The sequence below is a fragment of the Pseudomonas sp. Os17 genome (assembly GCF_001547895.1).
GTDB lineage: Bacteria > Pseudomonadota > Gammaproteobacteria > Pseudomonadales > Pseudomonadaceae > Aquipseudomonas.
On the sequence record NZ_AP014627.1, the window covers coordinates 1,921,656 to 1,938,086 of the forward strand.

Here is a 16,431-nt window from a genome sequence, read left to right on the forward strand (position 1 = left end):
CATAGGGCGTTTTGATATCACGTTTTTGTCTTACGCAAATTTCCGCCGGCCCGATACCGTCTAAGAGCACCCTGCTGCAAGCTCTTGCAGCGCTCTAGGAAGGAGCCAAAGGAATGAGTCTCAGAAGTCTCAACATCGCCCCCCGCGCCAGCCTGGGTTTTGGCTTGCTGGCGCTGATGGTGTTTGTCCTCGGCGCATTTGCCCTGATGCAGATGGCCAACATGCGCCAGCAGTCCGATGAGGTGGAAAGCAACTGGTTGCCCAGCGTCATGTCGGTGGGCGACATGAGCCAGGATCTGTTGCGTCTTCGCGCCCTGACCCTGCGCCTGCTGATCAATCGCGACCCCCAGGCCCTGGCCCAGAACGAGGCCAAGATCAAGGACATCAAGAGTGGCCTGGGCGTTGCCCAGGGGCGCTATGAGTCGCTGATCGTGCTGCCCCAGGAGCGGGTCCTGTTCGATCGCTTCAAGGACGTGGAGCAGCAGTACCTGCAGCGGCAGGCCCAGGTCATGGCCTTCTCCAGCCAGAATCAGCTGGAGGAGGCGGTCAAGGTGGTCAACGGTGAAATGAACCAGTTGGCCGATGAAATGGCCGCGACACTGCACGAGCTGATCGACTTGAACAAGCAAAGTGCGACCCAGGCCACGGATCTGGCTCAGGCAGTGTTCAGCCAGTCGCGCGTCTGGGTGGTGGCGATGATCGTGGTGGCGGCCCTGGTGACCATTGGTCTGGCCTTGTTGTTGACCCGCAGCATCGTCCTGCCGCTGGCGCAGTCCTTGCGCGTCGCCGAGGTGGTGGCCGGCGGCGACCTGACCGGAGACATCACGGTGATCGGCAAGGACGAGCCGGCGCGCCTGTTGCTGGCGCTCAAGGCCATGCAGCACAGCTTGCGCGAGACTATCCGGCGCATTTCCGATTCCTCCAGCCAGCTTGCCTCGGCTTCCGAGGAGCTCAGTTGCGTCACCGAGGATGCGACCCGGGGCCTGCATCAGCAGAGCCAGGAGATCGAACAGGCCGCCACGGCAGTGAATCAGATGACCGCCGCGGTGGAGGAGGTGGCGAGCAACGCGGTGGCTACTTCCGAAGCGTCCCGGGAGTCAGATCGGATCGCCCAGCACGGTCGCGAACAGGTGCATCAGACCGTGCTGTCCATCGAATCGCTGGCCGAGGATGTGACAGCCAATGCCAGTCAGGTCGAACAGCTGGCGCAGAAGGTCTACGGCATCAGCAAGGTGCTGGAGGTGATTCGCTCCATCGCCGAGCAGACCAACCTGTTGGCCCTGAACGCGGCCATCGAGGCGGCGCGGGCCGGGGATGCCGGGCGCGGCTTCGCGGTGGTGGCCGATGAAGTGCGGGCCCTGGCCCATAGGACCCAGCAGTCGACCCAGGAAATCGAGCAAATGATCGGCGGTATCCAGCAGGGCACCGATCAGGCGGTCAGCTCCATGCAGCAGAGCAATAGCCGCGCCCATTCGACCCTGGAAGTGGCCAAGGCGGCGGGGCAGGCGCTGGAGGAAATCGCTTCGGCCTTCACCCTGATCAACGAGCGCAACATCGTGATCGCCAGTGCCTCGGAGCAACAGGCGGCGGTGGCGCGGGAAGTGGACCGCAACCTGATGAACATCCGCAACCTGGCGTTGCAGACCTCGGCCGGGGCCAATCAGACCAGCGCGGCCAGCCAGGAACTGTCGCGGCTGGCGGTGGACCTGAACAGCATGGTGGCGCGTTTTTCCGTCTGAGCCGCTGGCGCCGGAAAATGGCAGGCAAAAAAAAGCCCCGAACCGGTCGGGGCTTTTTCATGTCGCGAAGCGGCGAGGCTTACTTGCCCTGCCAGCGCTTCAGCACCAGGGTGGCGTTGGTGCCACCGAAGCCGAAGCTGTTGCTCATCACGGTGTTGATGGTGGCGTCTTCGCGAGTCTTGGTCAGGATCGGCATGTCGGCCACTTCCGGGTCCAGCTCGTCGATGTTGGCCGAACCGGCCATGAAGTTGCCTTCCATCATCAGCATGCAGTAGATCGCTTCGTGAACGCCGGCGGCGCCCAGGGAGTGACCCGACAGGCTCTTGGTGGAGCTGATGGCTGGAGCCTTGTCGCCGAACACTTCACGCACGCCTTTCATTTCCGCGACGTCGCCGACCGGAGTCGAGGTGCCGTGGGTGTTCAGGTAGTCGATCGGGGTGTCGACAGTGGACATGGCCATCTGCATGCAGCGGATAGCGCCTTCGCCGCTTGGGGCCACCATGTCGTAGCCGTCGGAAGTGGCGCCGTAGCCGACGATTTCCGCGTAGATCTTGGCGCCACGGGCCAGAGCGTGTTCCAGCTCCTCGACCACCACCATGCCGCCACCGCCGGCGATGACGAAACCGTCACGCTTGGCGTCGTAGGCGCGGGAGGCTTTTTCCGGGGTTTCGTTGTACTGGGTGGACAGGGCGCCCATGGCGTCGAACAGGAACGACTGGGTCCAGTGCTCTTCTTCACCGCCGCCGGCGAAGACGATGTCCTGCTTGCCCATCTGGATCTGTTCCATGGCGGTGCCGATGCAGTGAGCACTGGTCGCGCAGGCAGAAGCGATGGAGTAGTTCAGGCCCTTGATCTTGAACGGTGTGGCCAGGCAGGCGGAAACGGTGCTGCTCATGGTCCGCGTGACGCGGTATGGGCCAACGCGCTTGACGCCTTTCTCGCGCAGGATGTCCAGCGCTTCCATCTGGTTCAGGGTCGAGGCACCACCGGAACCGGCGATCAGGCCGGTACGCGGGTTGGAGACTTGTTCTTCGCTCAGGCCGGAGTCGGCGATGGCGTCTTTCATGGCCAGGTAGGCGTAAGCCGCCGCGTGGCCGACGAAGCGATAGATCTTGCGATCGATCAGTTCTTCGAGGTTCAGGTCAATGGAGCCGGAAACCTGGCTACGCAGACCCATTTCGGCATATTCCGGGTTGAAGCGGATGCCAGGGCGACTTGCACGCAGGTTAGCGGAGACGGTCTCTTTGTCATTGCCCAGGCACGAAACAATGCCCAGACCAGTGATAACGACGCGGCGCATGCGGATAACCCTTAGAAGTTGTCAGTGGAGGTAAACACGCCGACCCGGAGGCCTTCGGCGGTGTAGATTTCGCGGCCGTCAACGCTGACCGAGCCATCGGCGATGGCCATGTTCAGCTTGCCCTTGAGCACGCGCTTGATGTGAATGTTGTAGGTGACCTTTTTCGCCGTCGGCAGAACCTGGCCGAAGAACTTCACTTCTCCCGAACCCAGGGCGCGACCGCGGCCCGGCAGGCCTTGCCAGCCGAGGAAGAAACCGACCAGCTGCCACATGGCATCCAGGCCCAGGCAGCCCGGCATCACCGGATCGCCTTCGAAGTGGCAAGCGAAGAACCACAGGTCTGGAGTGATATCCAGCTCAGCGACCAATTCACCTTTACCGTACTTGCCACCCTCTTCGCTGATATGGGTGATGCGATCCACCATCAGCATGTTGGGGGCGGGCAGTTGCGCGTTACCTGGGCCGAACAGCTCACCGCGACTGCAGCGCAGCAGGTCTTCCCGAGTAAAGGCGTTTTGTTTGGTCATGCGAGCTCCTCAATAGTCCCGTGCGGCAGGGTTGGGCAATCTTCCCGGCCGATCGAAGCGTTCATGCCTCGAGCCGGCAGCCTACTCATAGACTATTGCGTTGTAGTGAAAGTCACAGCGCCAAGGGTATGAAAGTACACTTGTTCACTGAAATTTTTTTTGAGGGCCTTTTCAGGGCCCCGTCGGGTGCCTAAGACTGCCGCACTTTCGCCCGTCACGCCAGTCGCACCTGTTGGAAAATAGCCTGTTACTGCACCCAACGTTGGAGAATCTGCTGCAGATCCGCACGCTTGAACGGCTTGGCCAGGTAGTCGTTCATGCCCGCTGCCAGGCAGGCTTCGCGGTCGCCCTGCAAGGCGTTGGCGGTCAGAGCGATGATCGGCAGATCGGCGCAGCCGGGCAATTGGCGGATCTGCCGGGTGGCTTCATAACCATCGACCAGCGGCAGTCGGCAATCCATCAGAATCGCCTCGAAAATCAGGCTCTCGGCGCTGCGCACCGCCTGGGCCCCGTCGGTGACGATGCTCACGGTGAAGCCCAGGCTGCGCAGCATGGCCTGGATCACGGTCTGGTTCACCGGGTTGTCTTCCACCAGCAGCACATTGCGGCCCTCGCCCTGGTGAGCGGCGGTGCTGACGCGTGGTGCCAGCACCGGCAGGCTTTGCTGGAACAGCGCCAGGGGGATCTCCAGGGTGAACACCGAGCCACGGCCTTCCTCGCTCTGGGCCCGCAGGGTGCCGCCCATGCGTTCGGCCAGGGTGCGGGCAATGGGCAGGCCCAGGCCGGTGCCGCCATACCGCCGGGAAATGCTGCTGTCGGCCTGCTGGAATGCATCGAACATCAGCTCCAGGCTGGCGGGGCTGATACCGATTCCGCTGTCGCGCACCGCACAGGTGAACCACAGGAGCTCATGATCCAGGGCCTGCCACTGGGCCTCGATGATCACGCTGCCTTGTTCGGTGAACTTCAGGGCGTTGCCGATCAGGTTGACCAGAATCTGCCGGATCCGCGTCGGGTCGCCCTTGACCTGCAGCGACTCCATGCCCGGTGGCAGGCGCAGTTGCAGGTCCAGGCCGCGCTGCAGGGCGCTGTGCTGGAAGGCCTGGGCCGAGCTGCCGATCAGTTCGGCGAGGTTGAACGGGATGTGTTCCAGCTCCAGGGCCGAGCGTTCGATGCGCGAGAAATCGAGGATGTCGTTGATCACCTTCAGCAGGTGTTCGGTGGACTCCGAAGCCAGCGCCGCGTATTCGCTCTGCTCCTGGGTCATCTCGGTGGTTTCCAGGAGCTGCAGCATGCCCAGCACGCCGTTCATCGGGGTGCGCAGTTCGTGGCTCATCATCGCCAGGAAATCCGATTTCGCCTTGTTCGCCCGTTCCGCTTCCTCCCGGGTCTGGATCAGTTGCGACATGGCCTGTTGCTGCTCGCGGCTGGCCAGCTCCAGGCCGGCGGCGAGGTTGTTGATGTGGCGTGCCAGATTGCCCAGCTCGCCGTCGTCGACAATCGGCAGCGGCGCCTTGAAGTCGCCTTCCTGGATCGCCTTGACCGCGTTACCCATGGCGCTGATGGGTTGCGCCAGGCCGGCAGCCAGGCGCCGTGCGAGGAGGAAGGTGAAGAGCAGGGCGAACAGGGCGAGGATCGCGGCCTTGAGGAGAATTTCCTGCTGGCGCTGGCTGAAGGCGTCGTTGGACATGCCGACAATGACCCGTCCCAGATACCCGTCACCCTGGGGCCCGAGGCTGGTCGGGTCGTCTTCCAGGAAGTCGTTGTGCACCTGGATGCGCTGCAAGCGCACCGGCGCCTGGAACACCTTGATCTGTTGCGCCTGTTTATGAGTGGCAGACGGTTGCTCGACATACACCAGGATGTTGTTGGCGCTGTCCTGGACCTCCAGAAAGTGCACGTGGGGCGTGGCCAGGGTGGCCTGCAACAGGCTTTCCAGGCCTTCGTTGTTGCCGGAGATCACGCCGTACTCGGTGGCTGGCGCCAGCTGGTTGGCAATCAGTTGGCCGGTGTGGTTGAGCTCCTGGCGCAGGTCCTGAATGCGCACGAAGGTGAAGAAGCTGATCAGCAACAGGGTCAGGAGCAAGGCCGGGCCGAGGCTGATGAGCTGCGTGCGGGTGTGGATGTCCCATCGGCGACGCAATTTCATGGGCGTTGCTCTCCTTCACTCAGTTGGCGCGCGACGGCTTGCGGGTCGATTTCCTCGATGCCCAGTGAGCGTGCCACCTGTGGATTGCTCAGTACTTTGAAGGCCGCCGGGTACAGTGCCCGGGGCCAGCGATTCGGCGCCTGCTCAAGCAGGCTGTCCAGGGTCTGCAGCCAGTCCTGCTGGTCGCTGTAGGTGCTGGCCAGGCTGCCGGCCCTGACGAAGCCGGCATTGGGGCCGATCAGCGCCCGCTGTTGGGCGTAGCTGCTCAGGAGCAGGTTCTTCACGGTTTTCGGGTTGTACAGCTTGGGGTCATCCAGGCCCAGCAGCACGTCGCTGTTGCGCAGCAGGTTTTGCAATGGCCGGCTGTCGTGGGTGCTGTCCCAGGCTTCGGCGACGATTTCCAGGCCCAGGGATTGCGCGGCGCCGCGCAGCTCCTTGAGCAGGAACTGGCTGTCCTCGCTGTACAGCACGCCAACCCGGCGCACCTGGGGCAAGACCTGGCGGATCAGGTGCAACTGACGACTCGGCGGTGGATCGCTCCAGAGCAGGCTGAGCTCGGGGTGGTGCAGGCCTTGCAGGCGCTGTTCGGCTTGCAGGCGGCTGATGCGCAGGACCAGGGTGGCCGGGCCCTGGGGATCTTGCAGGCGCCAGTCGAGGCTTTGCGGATCCAGCAGAATCAGGCGCGTGGCGCTGGGCAACTGGCCCGGCGCCGGCAGTTGCTCCAGCGGTACGAAGCGCACCTGGTCCTGGGGGCGTTGGGCGGCCAGCTCTGCGGTGAAGGTGCGTACCGCCGGGTTGTCCTCGCTGGCGGTCAGCAAGACGTCGGCGGCGCGCAGCGGTGCGCACAGCAGCAGACTCAGCAGGAACAGGCCCCAGCCGAGTCGGCGACGCAAGTCCAAGGCCCCCGAGGGCCGCTGCCGGGCCACGCTAGAACTCCAGCTCGGCGCTGAAATAGACCAGGTGCCGCGAGTCGTAGCGGTTGTCGGCGAAGGTGCTGGGCTGGTGGTCGAGTCGTTGTTGCAGTGTGCCCGCCAGTTCCAGGTTGGCCTTGCCCAGGGCCAGGCGCTTGGCGATGCGCGTGTCGACGCGTTCGAAGCGGTAGCCGTTGAGGGCGCTGTCAGCGTAATAGAACAACGCGCTGGACCAGCCCCGGCCCCAATTGCGCAGCCAGCCGGCGGAGCCGCTGTTGCTGGCGGTCAGGCGCTGGTCCAGGGGGTTGCTGGCTTGGGCGTGGACATAGGCGTAGGTCAGGCGCAGGCGGTCGGCGTGGCTCAATTGCCAGTCCAGCTGGCTTTCGGTGCCGGAGAAGCGTGAGGAATTGCTGTTGCTGGCGATGTATTGGTTGTTGCGCAGCGGCTCGCTGATCATGCCGCTGATTTCGTCGTAGAACAGCTTGATGTCGAGGTTCAGGGCCTGGTCGACGAAGTAGCCGTTGTAGCCCAGCTCGCGGGAGCGCATGTGTTCCTGATCGAGGTTGCCCGGGCCCCGGGTCTTGACGAAGTACTGGGCGCTGCTCTGGCCGTAGACCGGGCTGCTCAGGCCGGTGACCCGGTAGCTCCAGTTGACGTTGTTCTCGAACATGTCCGGGGAGCGGATGGCTTCCGAATACACCGCCCGCAGCCCGTGGCGCGGGTTGATCAGGTAGTTGACGGCGATCCGTGGCGTCAGCGAGTTGCCGGTCAGCTGGGTGTCTTCGTACATAGCCCCGCCCTGGATCAGCCAGTGTTCGCTGGCTCGCCACTCCAGCTGGCCGAACAGGCGCCAGGTGGTGTCGTCGAGGGTGCCGTTGAAATAGGTTTCGGAGTCGGCCCGGTCGTAACGATAGTTCATGCCGCTGACCAGTCGCAGGTTATCGCTGAGGCTCAGGGTGTCCTGCAGTTCAAGGTCGTAACGGGTTTCGCGGGTGCTCTGGTCGATGTTGCCGCAGACGGTATTCTTGCCTCCGCCGTTTTTCCATTGATCGATGACTTGGTTGGCCAACGCCTGTTCCGTCGTGGTTCCGCTAGGCGCCCCACTCAAGTAATCGGGCATGTGGCGCGCCAGGCGCTCGGCGTAATTCGGGTTGATTTGCCACAGGCGCGTCAGTTCGGGGCTGAAGGAAATGGCTGCGTCACAGGCGCGCCAGGTTTGCTGGCGATCCCAGTGCTGGGCCGAGCCCTGGATATAAAGGCTGTGCTGCGCATTGAGCTCCAGGTTCCAGCGCAGTGACCCGGCGTAGTCCTTGGCGATCACATCGGAGTCTTTGCCCTGCTGGGATACGCCGTAGAACACCGGTTTATAGGTATAAGGCCGCTGGTTGGTGCCTTCCTTGGCATTCAATTGCCAATCGATGCTCTGCTGCTCGTCGAGCATCTGGCTCACCGACAGGCTGAAGCGGTTCAAGCGCTTGCTGTCGCGGTAGTCGGCGCCCAGGCGATTGTGGTCGAAGCCGTCATCTTCCTGTCCGGACAACGACAGGCGCAGGTCGCCGGTTTCCCAGCCCGTACCCTGGCTGGCGTACCAGTCGCTGATGCCGCGCTGGCCCCGGGTCACCTTGAACCGGGTGCCGTGGCTGTTGGCCGGTGCGCGGGTAATGATGTTGACCACCGCCATCAGCGCATTGGCGCCGTAGCTGACGGTGTTGGGGCCGCGAAACACCTCGATGCGTTCGATGTCTTCCATGGCCACCGGAATGTCGCTCCAGTCCACCGTGGCCAGGCCCGCGCGGTACACCGAGCGCCCGTCGATCAGCACCTGCATGCGCCGCGCTTCGCTGGCGTTGGTGCCGTGGTAGTTGACCGTGGCCTGGTTGCCGCTGATGGCCCCGACCATCATCCCGGGCACCAGGCGCAGCAGCTCGCTGACGTCCCGGGCGCCGCTGGCCCTGATCAGTTCGTTGTCGAGCACGGTCATGCTGCCCGGCACGGCGGCGGGGGATTGTTTCAGGCGTGTGGCGGTCAACACCTCGGGCAGTGCGCTGCCGTCGAGAAACAGATCGTCGGCCAGCACCGGGTGGCCGAAGAGCATGCCCAGCAGCAGCGACAGACGAAGAGGTGAGGGACCAACGGACACGGCACAGCCTTGAATCTTGAAAGATGGCGCGCATGTTAACCGAGATAGTCGAGTTTTCCAGTCGATAAGCCCGACATTCCCCGAATGACAGCGCGTGTTCCCGACAGGTTGCCTGAATGGCCGGTGGGGCTGGTGGTGGGAAAAGCGCCCCGTATAATGCCGCCATCGCCACTGCTATGGATAAACGGATTGCATATGACACAACAGCGCCCTATTGCGGTCCTGGGAGGCGGAAGTTTTGGTACCGCCGTGGCCAATCTGCTGGCCGAAAACGGTCACCCGGTGCGGCAATGGATGCGTGATCCCGAGCAGGCCGAGGCCATTCGGGTCAATCGCGAGAATCCGCGCTATCTCAAAGGCATCAAGATTCATCCGGCGGTGGAGCCGGTCACCGACCTGCTGGCCACCCTGAATGACTGTGACCTGTGCTTCGTCGCCTTGCCTTCCAGCGCCCTGCGCTCGGTACTGGCGCCCCACGCGCAGTTGCTGAGCGGCAAGCTGCTGGTCAGCCTGACTAAGGGCATCGAGGCCCAGACCTTCAAGCTGATGAGCGAGATCCTTGAGGACATAGCCCCGGCGGCGCGCATTGGCGTGTTGTCGGGTCCCAACCTGGCCCGGGAAGTGGCCGAGCATGCTCTGACCGCCACCGTGGTCGCCAGTGAAGATGAAGAGCTGTGCCAGCGGGTCCAGGCGGCATTGCACGGGCGGACCTTCCGCGTCTACGCCAGTGCCGACCGCTTTGGCGTCGAGCTGGGCGGGGCGTTGAAGAACGTCTACGCGATCATCGCCGGCATGGCGGTGGCCCTGGGCATGGGGGAAAACACCAAGAGCATGCTGATCACCCGTGCCTTGGCGGAGATGACCCGTTTTGCCGTCAGCCAGGGCGCCAATCCCATGACCTTCCTCGGCCTGGCCGGAGTCGGCGACCTGATCGTCACCTGTTCCTCGCCCAAGAGCCGCAACTACCAGGTGGGCTTTGCCCTGGGGCAGGGCCTGAGTCTGGAGGACGCGGTGACCCGCCTGGGCGAAGTGGCGGAGGGCGTCAACACCCTCAAGGTGCTCAAGGCCAAGGCCCAGGAACTGGGCGTCTACATGCCGCTGGTCGCCGGCCTGCATGCGATTCTGTTCGAAGGGCGGACGCTGAATCAGGTGATCGAGCTGCTGATGCGTGGCGAGCCGAAAACCGACGTCGACTTTATCTCCACCAGCGGATTCAACTGAGTAGCACAGGAGCCAGACATGAACGATACGAATTCCGAAGCCAAATACGAATCCATCCTCCTGCGCGTGCTGTGGATGCTGGTGTTCGTGATGGTGTGGCAGGTGGCGCAGTTTCTTCTGGGCGCCCTGGTCCTGGTGCAACTGATCTATCGCCTGATCTACGGCGCGCCGAATGCCGGGCTGATGAACTTTGGCGACAGCCTGAGCCAGTTCCTGGCGCAGATTGGCCGGTTCGGCAGCTTCCACACCGAGCAGAAACCCTGGCCGTTCGCCGATTGGCCGACCCCGCGGGCCCCTGAAGGGGAGGCCCCCCACAGTGTGCCGCCGGCGCCCCACCCGGTGCGTGACGAGGAGCCCAAGCTGTGAAGTTGTGGGTACTGCGTCACGGCCAGGCCGAATCCCATGCGGCCAGCGATGACCAGCGCAACCTTACGGCCCACGGCCGCCAGGAAGTGCTGGGCAGCGCCGCGCAGCTGATTGGCCAGCCCATCAGTGCGATCATCGCCAGCCCCTATGTGCGGGCCCAGCAAACGGCGCAACTGGTGCGTCAGGCCCTGGGCTTCGAGGGCGAGATCCTCACCGTGCCCTGGTTGACCCCGGAGGCCAACCCATTGCAGGTGCTGGAGCATCTGGACAGTGCGGACAACCTGCTGCTGGTCAGCCACCAACCCTTGGTCGGCAACCTGATCGGCCTGTTGCAGCACGGTCATCTGCGTGATCCCCAGCCCATGAATACCGCCAGCCTGGCGGAGCTGGAAGGCGACTGGCCGCTGGCGGGGCTGATGACCCTCAATAGCGTCAAGCACCCCTAGAGCGCCTCGGCGGCCAGACGGTTCCTGGCCGCCGCCGGTCCGTCGGGGTGACCGACACCCGGTTGTGCGGCGCTACATTTCTTAACTTGCAGCCCTCCTTTGTGCGTGGAATAGTCGACCGAGCAAGTGCTTGGTTGGTGTCGCGAACAGAATAAAAACAAAGGAGCGAGTCATGGCTGCTGCTTTTCGTTTGCCGCTGCAAGTGTTCTACGAGCGCGAGGCTCGTCATCCCCAGCAATGTTTTCTGGTTCAGCCCAGCGCCGGAGGTCAGGTGCAGGAGCTGAGCTGGTTCGAGGTCGGCCAGCAGGCCCGTCGCGCCGCCCAATGGCTGCGGGAGCGCCAGTTGCCCCCCGGCAGTCATATCGCAATCATTGGCAAGAATTCCGCGCACTGGATCATCAGCGACCTGGCGATCTGGATGGCCGGGCATGTGTCGGTGCCGCTGTATCCCAACCTCACCGCCGATTCGGTGGCCCAGGTACTGGAGCATTCAGAGTCGGCCCTGGTGTTCATCGGCAAGCTCGATGACTGGCCGGGCATGGCCCCGGGGATCAGGCCCGGTCTGCCCACTGTGCGCCTGCCGCTGGCCCCTGAAGGCACTTTCGACTGCACCTGGGACGATCTGCAAGGCTGTCAGCCGTTGGCTGACAATCCAAGTCCACCGGCCGAGCAACTAGCCACCATCATCTACACCTCCGGTACCACGGGCCTGCCCAAGGGGGTGATGCACAGCTTCGGCAATCTGGGTTTTGCCGCCACTCACGGGACACAACTCTTCGGCCTGGGCCCGGGGGATCGACTGCTGTCCTATCTGCCGCTGTGTCATGTGGCCGAGCGCATGTTTGTCGAGATGGCGGCGATCTATACCGGGCAGACCGTGTTCTTCGCCGAGAGCCTCGATACCTTCCTGGCGGACCTGCGGCGGGCCCGGCCCACAGCCCTGTTCGGCGTGCCGCGAATCTGGACCAAGTTCCAGATGGGGGTCTACAGCAAGGTGCCGGCCAGGCGCCTGGACGTTCTCTTGAGCCTGCCGTTGATCGGCAAGCGCGTCGGTCACAAGGTGCTGGCCGGGCTTGGGCTGGACGCCTTGCGGGTGGCCTTGTCCGGGGCGGCGCCGGTGCCCCAGGCACTGTTGCACTGGTATCGGCGGTTGGGCCTGGACGTACTGGAGGTCTATGGCATGACCGAGAGTTGCGGTTATTCCCATATCGGCCGTTCCGGGGAGCAGGTGCCGGGCTGGATCGGTCGGCCCTGTCCCGGGGTTGAAGTGCGTATCGATGACGCGGGCGAGGTCCAGGTGCGCAGCGGGGCCACCATGCAGGGCTATTACAAGGACCCGCAGAAGACCGCCGAAACCATCACCGAGGACGGTTTTCTGCGCACCGGCGACAAGGGCGAACAGGACGCAGCCGGCAATCTGCGCCTGACCGGTCGGCTCAAGGAAATCTTCAAGACCAGCAAGGGCAAGTACGTGGCCCCGGCACCCATCGAGAATCGCCTGGCCGTGCATGCCCATATCGAGCAGGTGTGCGTGGTGGGGGACGGTCTGAGCGCTCCTCTGGGGTTGTGCGTGCTTTCGGCGGCGGGCTTGCAGGCCGCGGCAGGCAGCGCCCGGGAAGGGCTGCACAGCAGCCTGGAAAACCTGCTGGCCCAGGTCAATGGCGGCCTGGACAAGCATGAACGGCTGCATCGGCTGGTGGTGGTCAAGGACAACTGGGCCGTGGAGAACGGCTTTCTGACCCCGACCCTGAAGATCAAGCGCAATGTGATCGAGGCCACCTATGGCGGCAGTTTTCAACGCTGGAGCGAGCGCAGCGAAGCCGTGCTGTGGCAGGATTGATCGACAATAACCACCCAGAAGGGAAGCAGCGATGAGCCTATGGCGTACCACTCCGAACATCGAGCAACTGAACGCGGCACAGAAGAACACCATCGGCGAAGTGCTGGATATTCGCTTCGAGTCGTTTGATGAGGAATCGCTGAGCGCAAGCATGGTCATCGACCATCGCACCCACCAGCCCTACGGGTTGCTGCATGGCGGGGCTTCGGTGGTGCTGGCGGAAACCGTCGGCTCCATGGCCAGCTACCTGTGTATCGATGCCAGCAAGTTCTATTGCGTGGGCCTGGAGATCAACGCCAATCACCTGCGCGGCTTGCGCAGCGGCCGGGTGACGGCGGTGGCCCGGGCCATTCATATCGGGCGCACCACCCATGTCTGGGATATCCGCCTGAGCAGCGATGAAGGCAAGGCCAGCTGTATTTCGCGCCTGACCATGGCCGTGGTGCCTCTGGGGCAAACGCCGCCGGCGCAATGAGTGAGCGCGCCATAGGCTGAGCCTGGGTGTCAGTATTCCTGTCCGTTACGGTCATTGCCCTGGTGCAAGGGCCTGCGGACAATCGGTGTTGGTTTGGTGGATGGATAGGTCGGTATGTCGCAACAGGTGTTTTTCGCTCACGCCAATGGGTTTCCCTCCGGCACGTACGGCAAGCTGTTTGCTGCCCTGGCGCCGGAGTTCGAGGTGGCTCATTTGCAGCAGCATGCCCACGACCCGCGCTTTCCGGTGGACGACAACTGGCAGAGTCTGGTGGATGAGCTGATCCACCACCTGCAACAGCAGGCGCAGCCGGTGTGGGGCGTGGGGCACTCGTTGGGGGGCGTGCTGCACCTGCACGCGGCCCTGCGCTGCCCGGAGCTGTATCGGGGGGTGGTGATGCTCGATTCGCCAGTGCTGACCCGGGCCGACCAGTGGGTGATCCGCGCCGCCAAGCGCTTTGGTTTCATCGACCGCCTGACTCCCGCCGGGCGAACCCTGGGGCGCCGCGAGGAGTTTGCCGATGTCGAATCGGCGCGCAGCTACTTTGCCCGCAAGACGCTGTTCCGAGCCTTCGACCCCGATTGCCTGGACGCGTACTTGCAGCATGGCCTGCAGCAGGTGGGTGACCGCTTGCGCCTGCGTTTCGATCCGGCGACCGAGATCAGCATCTATCGCGGCGTACCGCACACCAGCCCCGGCAGCGCTCGCCAGCTCAAGGTGCCCCTGGCCGTGGTGCGCGGCCAGCAGAGTCGGGTGGTGATGCGGCATCACACCAGTGCCGTGGGGCGTATGCCCCTGGGCGAGTCCCTGACCATGCCCGGCGGCCACATGTTTCCTCTTGAGCGGCCCGAAGCCACCGCCACCCTGCTCAAGGAACTCTTCACCCGCTGGGAACAGCGCCGGAGCTGTGCATGAGCCAGGTCGTCGAGGAAGTTCGCCTGAACCTGCCCCACATCGAGCTGGCGGCCCATCTGTTCGGGCCCGAGGACGGCTTGCCGGTGATCGCCCTGCATGGTTGGCTGGACAACGCCAACAGCTTCGCCCGGCTGGCGCCCAAGCTCAAAGGCCTGCGCATCGTGGCCCTGGACATGGCCGGTCACGGGCATTCCGGGCACCGTCCGCCGGGCGCGGGTTATGCCCTGTGGGATTACGTCCATGACGTGCTGCAAGTGGCTGAACAGCTGGGCTGGAAGCGCTTTGCCCTGATGGGACATTCATTGGGAGCGATCGTGTCGCTGGTGCTGGCGGCGGCGCTGCCGGAGCGGGTCAGCCATCTGGCCCTGATCGACGGCGTGATTCCTCCGACCGCCAGCGCTGCAGGTGCCGCCGAGCGGCTGGGCATGGCCTTGCAGGCGCAACTGGACCTGCAGGACAAGCGCAAGCCGGTCTACAGCACGCTGGAGCGAGCCATCGAAGCGCGGATGAAGGGGCTGGTGGCGGTCAGTCGCGAGGCTGCCGAGCTGCTGGCCCTGCGTGGTCTGATGCCGGTGCCCGGTGGCTATACCTGGCGCAGCGACAGCCGCCTGACCCTGGCATCGCCGCTGCGTCTGACCGAGGAGCAGGCCATGTCCTTCGTCGAGCGGGTCAGTTGCCCGACGCAGCTGGTGGTGGCTGCCGACGGCATGCTGGTTCGGCACGAGTCCCTGCTGCAGCGTCTACCCTTTAGCCGGGAACAGCTGCCGGGCGGCCATCATCTGCACCTCAACGATGAGGCCGGCGCAACCTCTGTCGCAGACTGTTTCAATCGGTTTTTCGCCGTTCCTTGACTTGACGGGGTCAACTGTCGAGGCTGGGCGGGTTGAAATGGGAGACAACCATGATAGATCTGTACACCGCTGCGACCCCCAATGGCCACAAGGTTTCCATCCTGCTTGAAGAGCTCGGATTGCCCTACACGGTGCATGCCCTGAGTTTCGACAAGCGCGAGCAAAAGGCGCCGGCGTTTCTGAAGATCAATCCCAATGGGCGTATTCCGGCCATCGTCGACCGAGACAATGGCGATTTTCCCGTATTCGAATCCGGCGCGATCCTGGTGTATCTGGCCGAGCGCAGCGGCCAACTGCTGCCCAGCGATACCAAGGGCCGCTCGATCGTCATGCAGTGGCTGATGTTCCAGATGGGCGGCATCGGGCCCATGCAGGGCCAGGCCAACGTGTTCTTCCGCTATTTTCCGGAAAAGCTCCAGGGCGCCATCGATCGCTATCAGCATGAAACCCGGCGCCTGTATGAAGTCCTCGACACCCGCCTGCAACAGGTCGAGTACCTGGCCGGGGACTACAGCATTGCCGACATCGCCACCTTCCCCTGGGTGCGCGGTCATGAGTGGTCCGGTGTTTCGGTACAGGGCTTGCCGGCCCTGCAACGCTGGATGGCGGCCCTGGAGGCCCGGCCTGCGGTCCAGCGTGGCTTGCAGGTTCCGCAACGCAGTGACGACGCCAGCGTCGTCAAGGGCGCCCAGGCCATGCTTATCCGATGAGAGTTTCCATGCGTTCACTCAGTGTTCTGGGCTTGTCCTTCCTTAGCACCCTGGCCCTTGCCGCCGATCTGCCCGGCAGCCATGACCTGCCCCTGGTGCCCCGTCTGACCGATGCACAAATCGTCGACTACCGTCCGCAAGTGGAGCAGGAGCGTGTCTACCCGTTGGGCTCGATCCGCAGAATCAGCGGCCAACTGCGCTTTGACGGTCAGGTCAATGCCCGGGGCAAGCTCACGGCCATCACCTACCAATTGCCCGCCGAACGCACTTCCAACGAAGCCTTCACCCTGGCTCGCGAAGCCCTGCAGAAACAGGGGGCAGAGCTGCTGTTCTGGTGCCAGGCCCGGGATTGTGGCGAGAGCAGCCTGTGGGCCAATGAGGTCTTCGGCAACGCCAAGTTGTTTGGCGCCGACGAGCAGCAAGCCTATTTGCTGTTGCGCCTGGCGGCGCCCCAGGACAACTCCCTGGTGGCCCTGTACAGCATTACCCGGGGTAACCGCCGGGCCTACCTGCACGTGGAGCAGTTCGACGCCAGCGCTGCCCTGGGCGACTTGCTGCCCACTTCGGCGACCCTGCTGCGGCAACTGAAGGACACGGGCAAGCTGGACCTGCCCAAGCTGACCGATCCCCAGCCCGCCTGGCTCAACCTGCTTTCCCGCGGGCTGAACCTGGACACCACGCTGCGGGTCAGCCTGTCCGGCCAGCAGGCCGAGGCCTGGCGCCAGGCCCTGATTGGCCAGGGCGTGCTGGCGACGCGCATGGAAACCGGCGACTCCCAAGCCGCCGGGCTGCACTTCGAACTGCTGCGTTAAGCTGTTTCAGGCGGCCTGCACTCGCGGGT

At 63.9% G+C, this 16,431-nt stretch carries 15 protein-coding genes and 1 pseudogene; 11 read left to right on the forward strand and 5 right to left on the reverse strand.

Going from position 1 to position 16,431, the window contains the following annotated elements:
- Positions 1–113 precede the first annotated feature (113 nt).
- Both POS17_RS32630 and POS17_RS32635 read left to right on the forward strand, forming a co-directional pair.
- A pseudogene (locus POS17_RS32630) lies at positions 114–884 on the forward strand (MCP four helix bundle domain-containing protein); the annotation flags it as partial.
- The gene (locus POS17_RS32635) at positions 876–1,739 is read left to right on the forward strand and encodes a methyl-accepting chemotaxis protein (RefSeq protein WP_375136255.1); all 864 of its coding nucleotides are present in this window, start codon (positions 876–878) and stop codon (positions 1,737–1,739) included. The pseudogene POS17_RS32630 and the gene POS17_RS32635, both read left to right, overlap by 9 nt.
- 79 nt (positions 1,740–1,818) lie before the next feature.
- On the opposite strand, the gene fabB is transcribed toward POS17_RS32635, so the two are convergent.
- The 5 genes from fabB to POS17_RS08700 form a co-directional block, all read right to left on the reverse strand.
- Positions 1,819–3,039 (reverse strand): beta-ketoacyl-ACP synthase I, encoded by a 1,221-nt coding sequence (gene fabB, locus POS17_RS08680; RefSeq protein WP_016963486.1) that lies wholly within the window; start codon positions 3,037–3,039, stop codon positions 1,819–1,821.
- Positions 3,040–3,050: 11 nt separating this feature from the next.
- On the reverse strand, positions 3,051–3,566 hold the full coding sequence (gene fabA / locus POS17_RS08685; RefSeq protein WP_011060067.1) for a 3-hydroxyacyl-[acyl-carrier-protein] dehydratase FabA: 516 nt from the start codon (positions 3,564–3,566) through the stop codon (positions 3,051–3,053).
- 247 nt (positions 3,567–3,813) lie between these two features.
- Positions 3,814–5,715 (reverse strand): ATP-binding protein, encoded by a 1,902-nt coding sequence (locus POS17_RS08690; protein WP_060838199.1) that lies wholly within the window; start codon positions 5,713–5,715, stop codon positions 3,814–3,816.
- The gene (locus POS17_RS08695) at positions 5,712–6,608 is read right to left on the reverse strand and encodes an ABC transporter substrate-binding protein (RefSeq protein WP_430523204.1); all 897 of its coding nucleotides are present in this window, start codon (positions 6,606–6,608) and stop codon (positions 5,712–5,714) included. The genes POS17_RS08690 and POS17_RS08695 overlap by 4 nt, the downstream gene beginning before the upstream one ends.
- Before the next feature lie 34 nt (positions 6,609–6,642).
- Positions 6,643–8,766 carry a TonB-dependent receptor plug domain-containing protein gene (locus POS17_RS08700; RefSeq protein WP_060838200.1) on the reverse strand — a complete coding sequence of 708 codons (2,124 nt, stop codon included), beginning with the start codon at positions 8,764–8,766 and terminating at the stop codon, positions 6,643–6,645.
- 195 nt (positions 8,767–8,961) lie between these two features.
- Here POS17_RS08700 and POS17_RS08705 point away from each other — a divergent pair, with 195 nt between their 5' ends.
- From POS17_RS08705 to POS17_RS08745, 9 genes are all read left to right on the forward strand, one after another.
- Positions 8,962–9,987: an NAD(P)H-dependent glycerol-3-phosphate dehydrogenase gene (locus POS17_RS08705; protein WP_016965784.1), complete on the forward strand. Its 1,026-nt coding sequence runs from the start codon at positions 8,962–8,964 to the stop codon at positions 9,985–9,987.
- An 18-nt stretch (positions 9,988–10,005) separates the two neighbouring features.
- Positions 10,006–10,353 carry a DUF4389 domain-containing protein gene (locus tag POS17_RS08710; protein ID WP_060838201.1) on the forward strand — a complete coding sequence of 116 codons (348 nt, stop codon included), beginning with the start codon at positions 10,006–10,008 and terminating at the stop codon, positions 10,351–10,353.
- Positions 10,350–10,799, forward strand: a complete 450-nt coding sequence (gene sixA, locus POS17_RS08715) for a phosphohistidine phosphatase SixA (RefSeq protein ID WP_060838202.1) — start codon at positions 10,350–10,352, stop codon at positions 10,797–10,799. Before POS17_RS08710 ends, sixA begins: the two co-directional genes overlap by 4 nt.
- Positions 10,800–10,971: 172 nt before the next feature.
- On the forward strand, positions 10,972–12,639 hold the full coding sequence (locus tag POS17_RS08720; RefSeq protein WP_060838203.1) for an AMP-binding protein: 1,668 nt from the start codon (positions 10,972–10,974) through the stop codon (positions 12,637–12,639).
- Positions 12,640–12,670: 31 nt separating this feature from the next.
- Positions 12,671–13,114: a hotdog fold thioesterase gene (locus POS17_RS08725; protein ID WP_060838204.1), complete on the forward strand. Its 444-nt coding sequence runs from the start codon at positions 12,671–12,673 to the stop codon at positions 13,112–13,114.
- A 114-nt stretch (positions 13,115–13,228) separates the two neighbouring features.
- Positions 13,229–14,029 carry an alpha/beta fold hydrolase gene (locus POS17_RS08730; RefSeq protein WP_060838205.1) on the forward strand — a complete coding sequence of 267 codons (801 nt, stop codon included), beginning with the start codon at positions 13,229–13,231 and terminating at the stop codon, positions 14,027–14,029.
- Positions 14,026–14,880 carry an alpha/beta hydrolase gene (locus tag POS17_RS08735; protein ID WP_060838206.1) on the forward strand — a complete coding sequence of 285 codons (855 nt, stop codon included), beginning with the start codon at positions 14,026–14,028 and terminating at the stop codon, positions 14,878–14,880. The genes POS17_RS08730 and POS17_RS08735 overlap by 4 nt, the downstream gene beginning before the upstream one ends.
- Positions 14,881–14,930: 50 nt before the next feature.
- Complete coding sequence (locus tag POS17_RS08740) at positions 14,931–15,590, forward strand: glutathione S-transferase family protein (RefSeq protein ID WP_060838207.1); 660 nt, start codon at positions 14,931–14,933, stop codon at positions 15,588–15,590.
- 8 nt (positions 15,591–15,598) lie between these two features.
- On the forward strand, positions 15,599–16,402 hold the full coding sequence (locus POS17_RS08745) for a DUF4892 domain-containing protein (protein ID WP_060838208.1): 804 nt from the start codon (positions 15,599–15,601) through the stop codon (positions 16,400–16,402).
- Positions 16,403–16,431 lie beyond the last annotated feature (29 nt).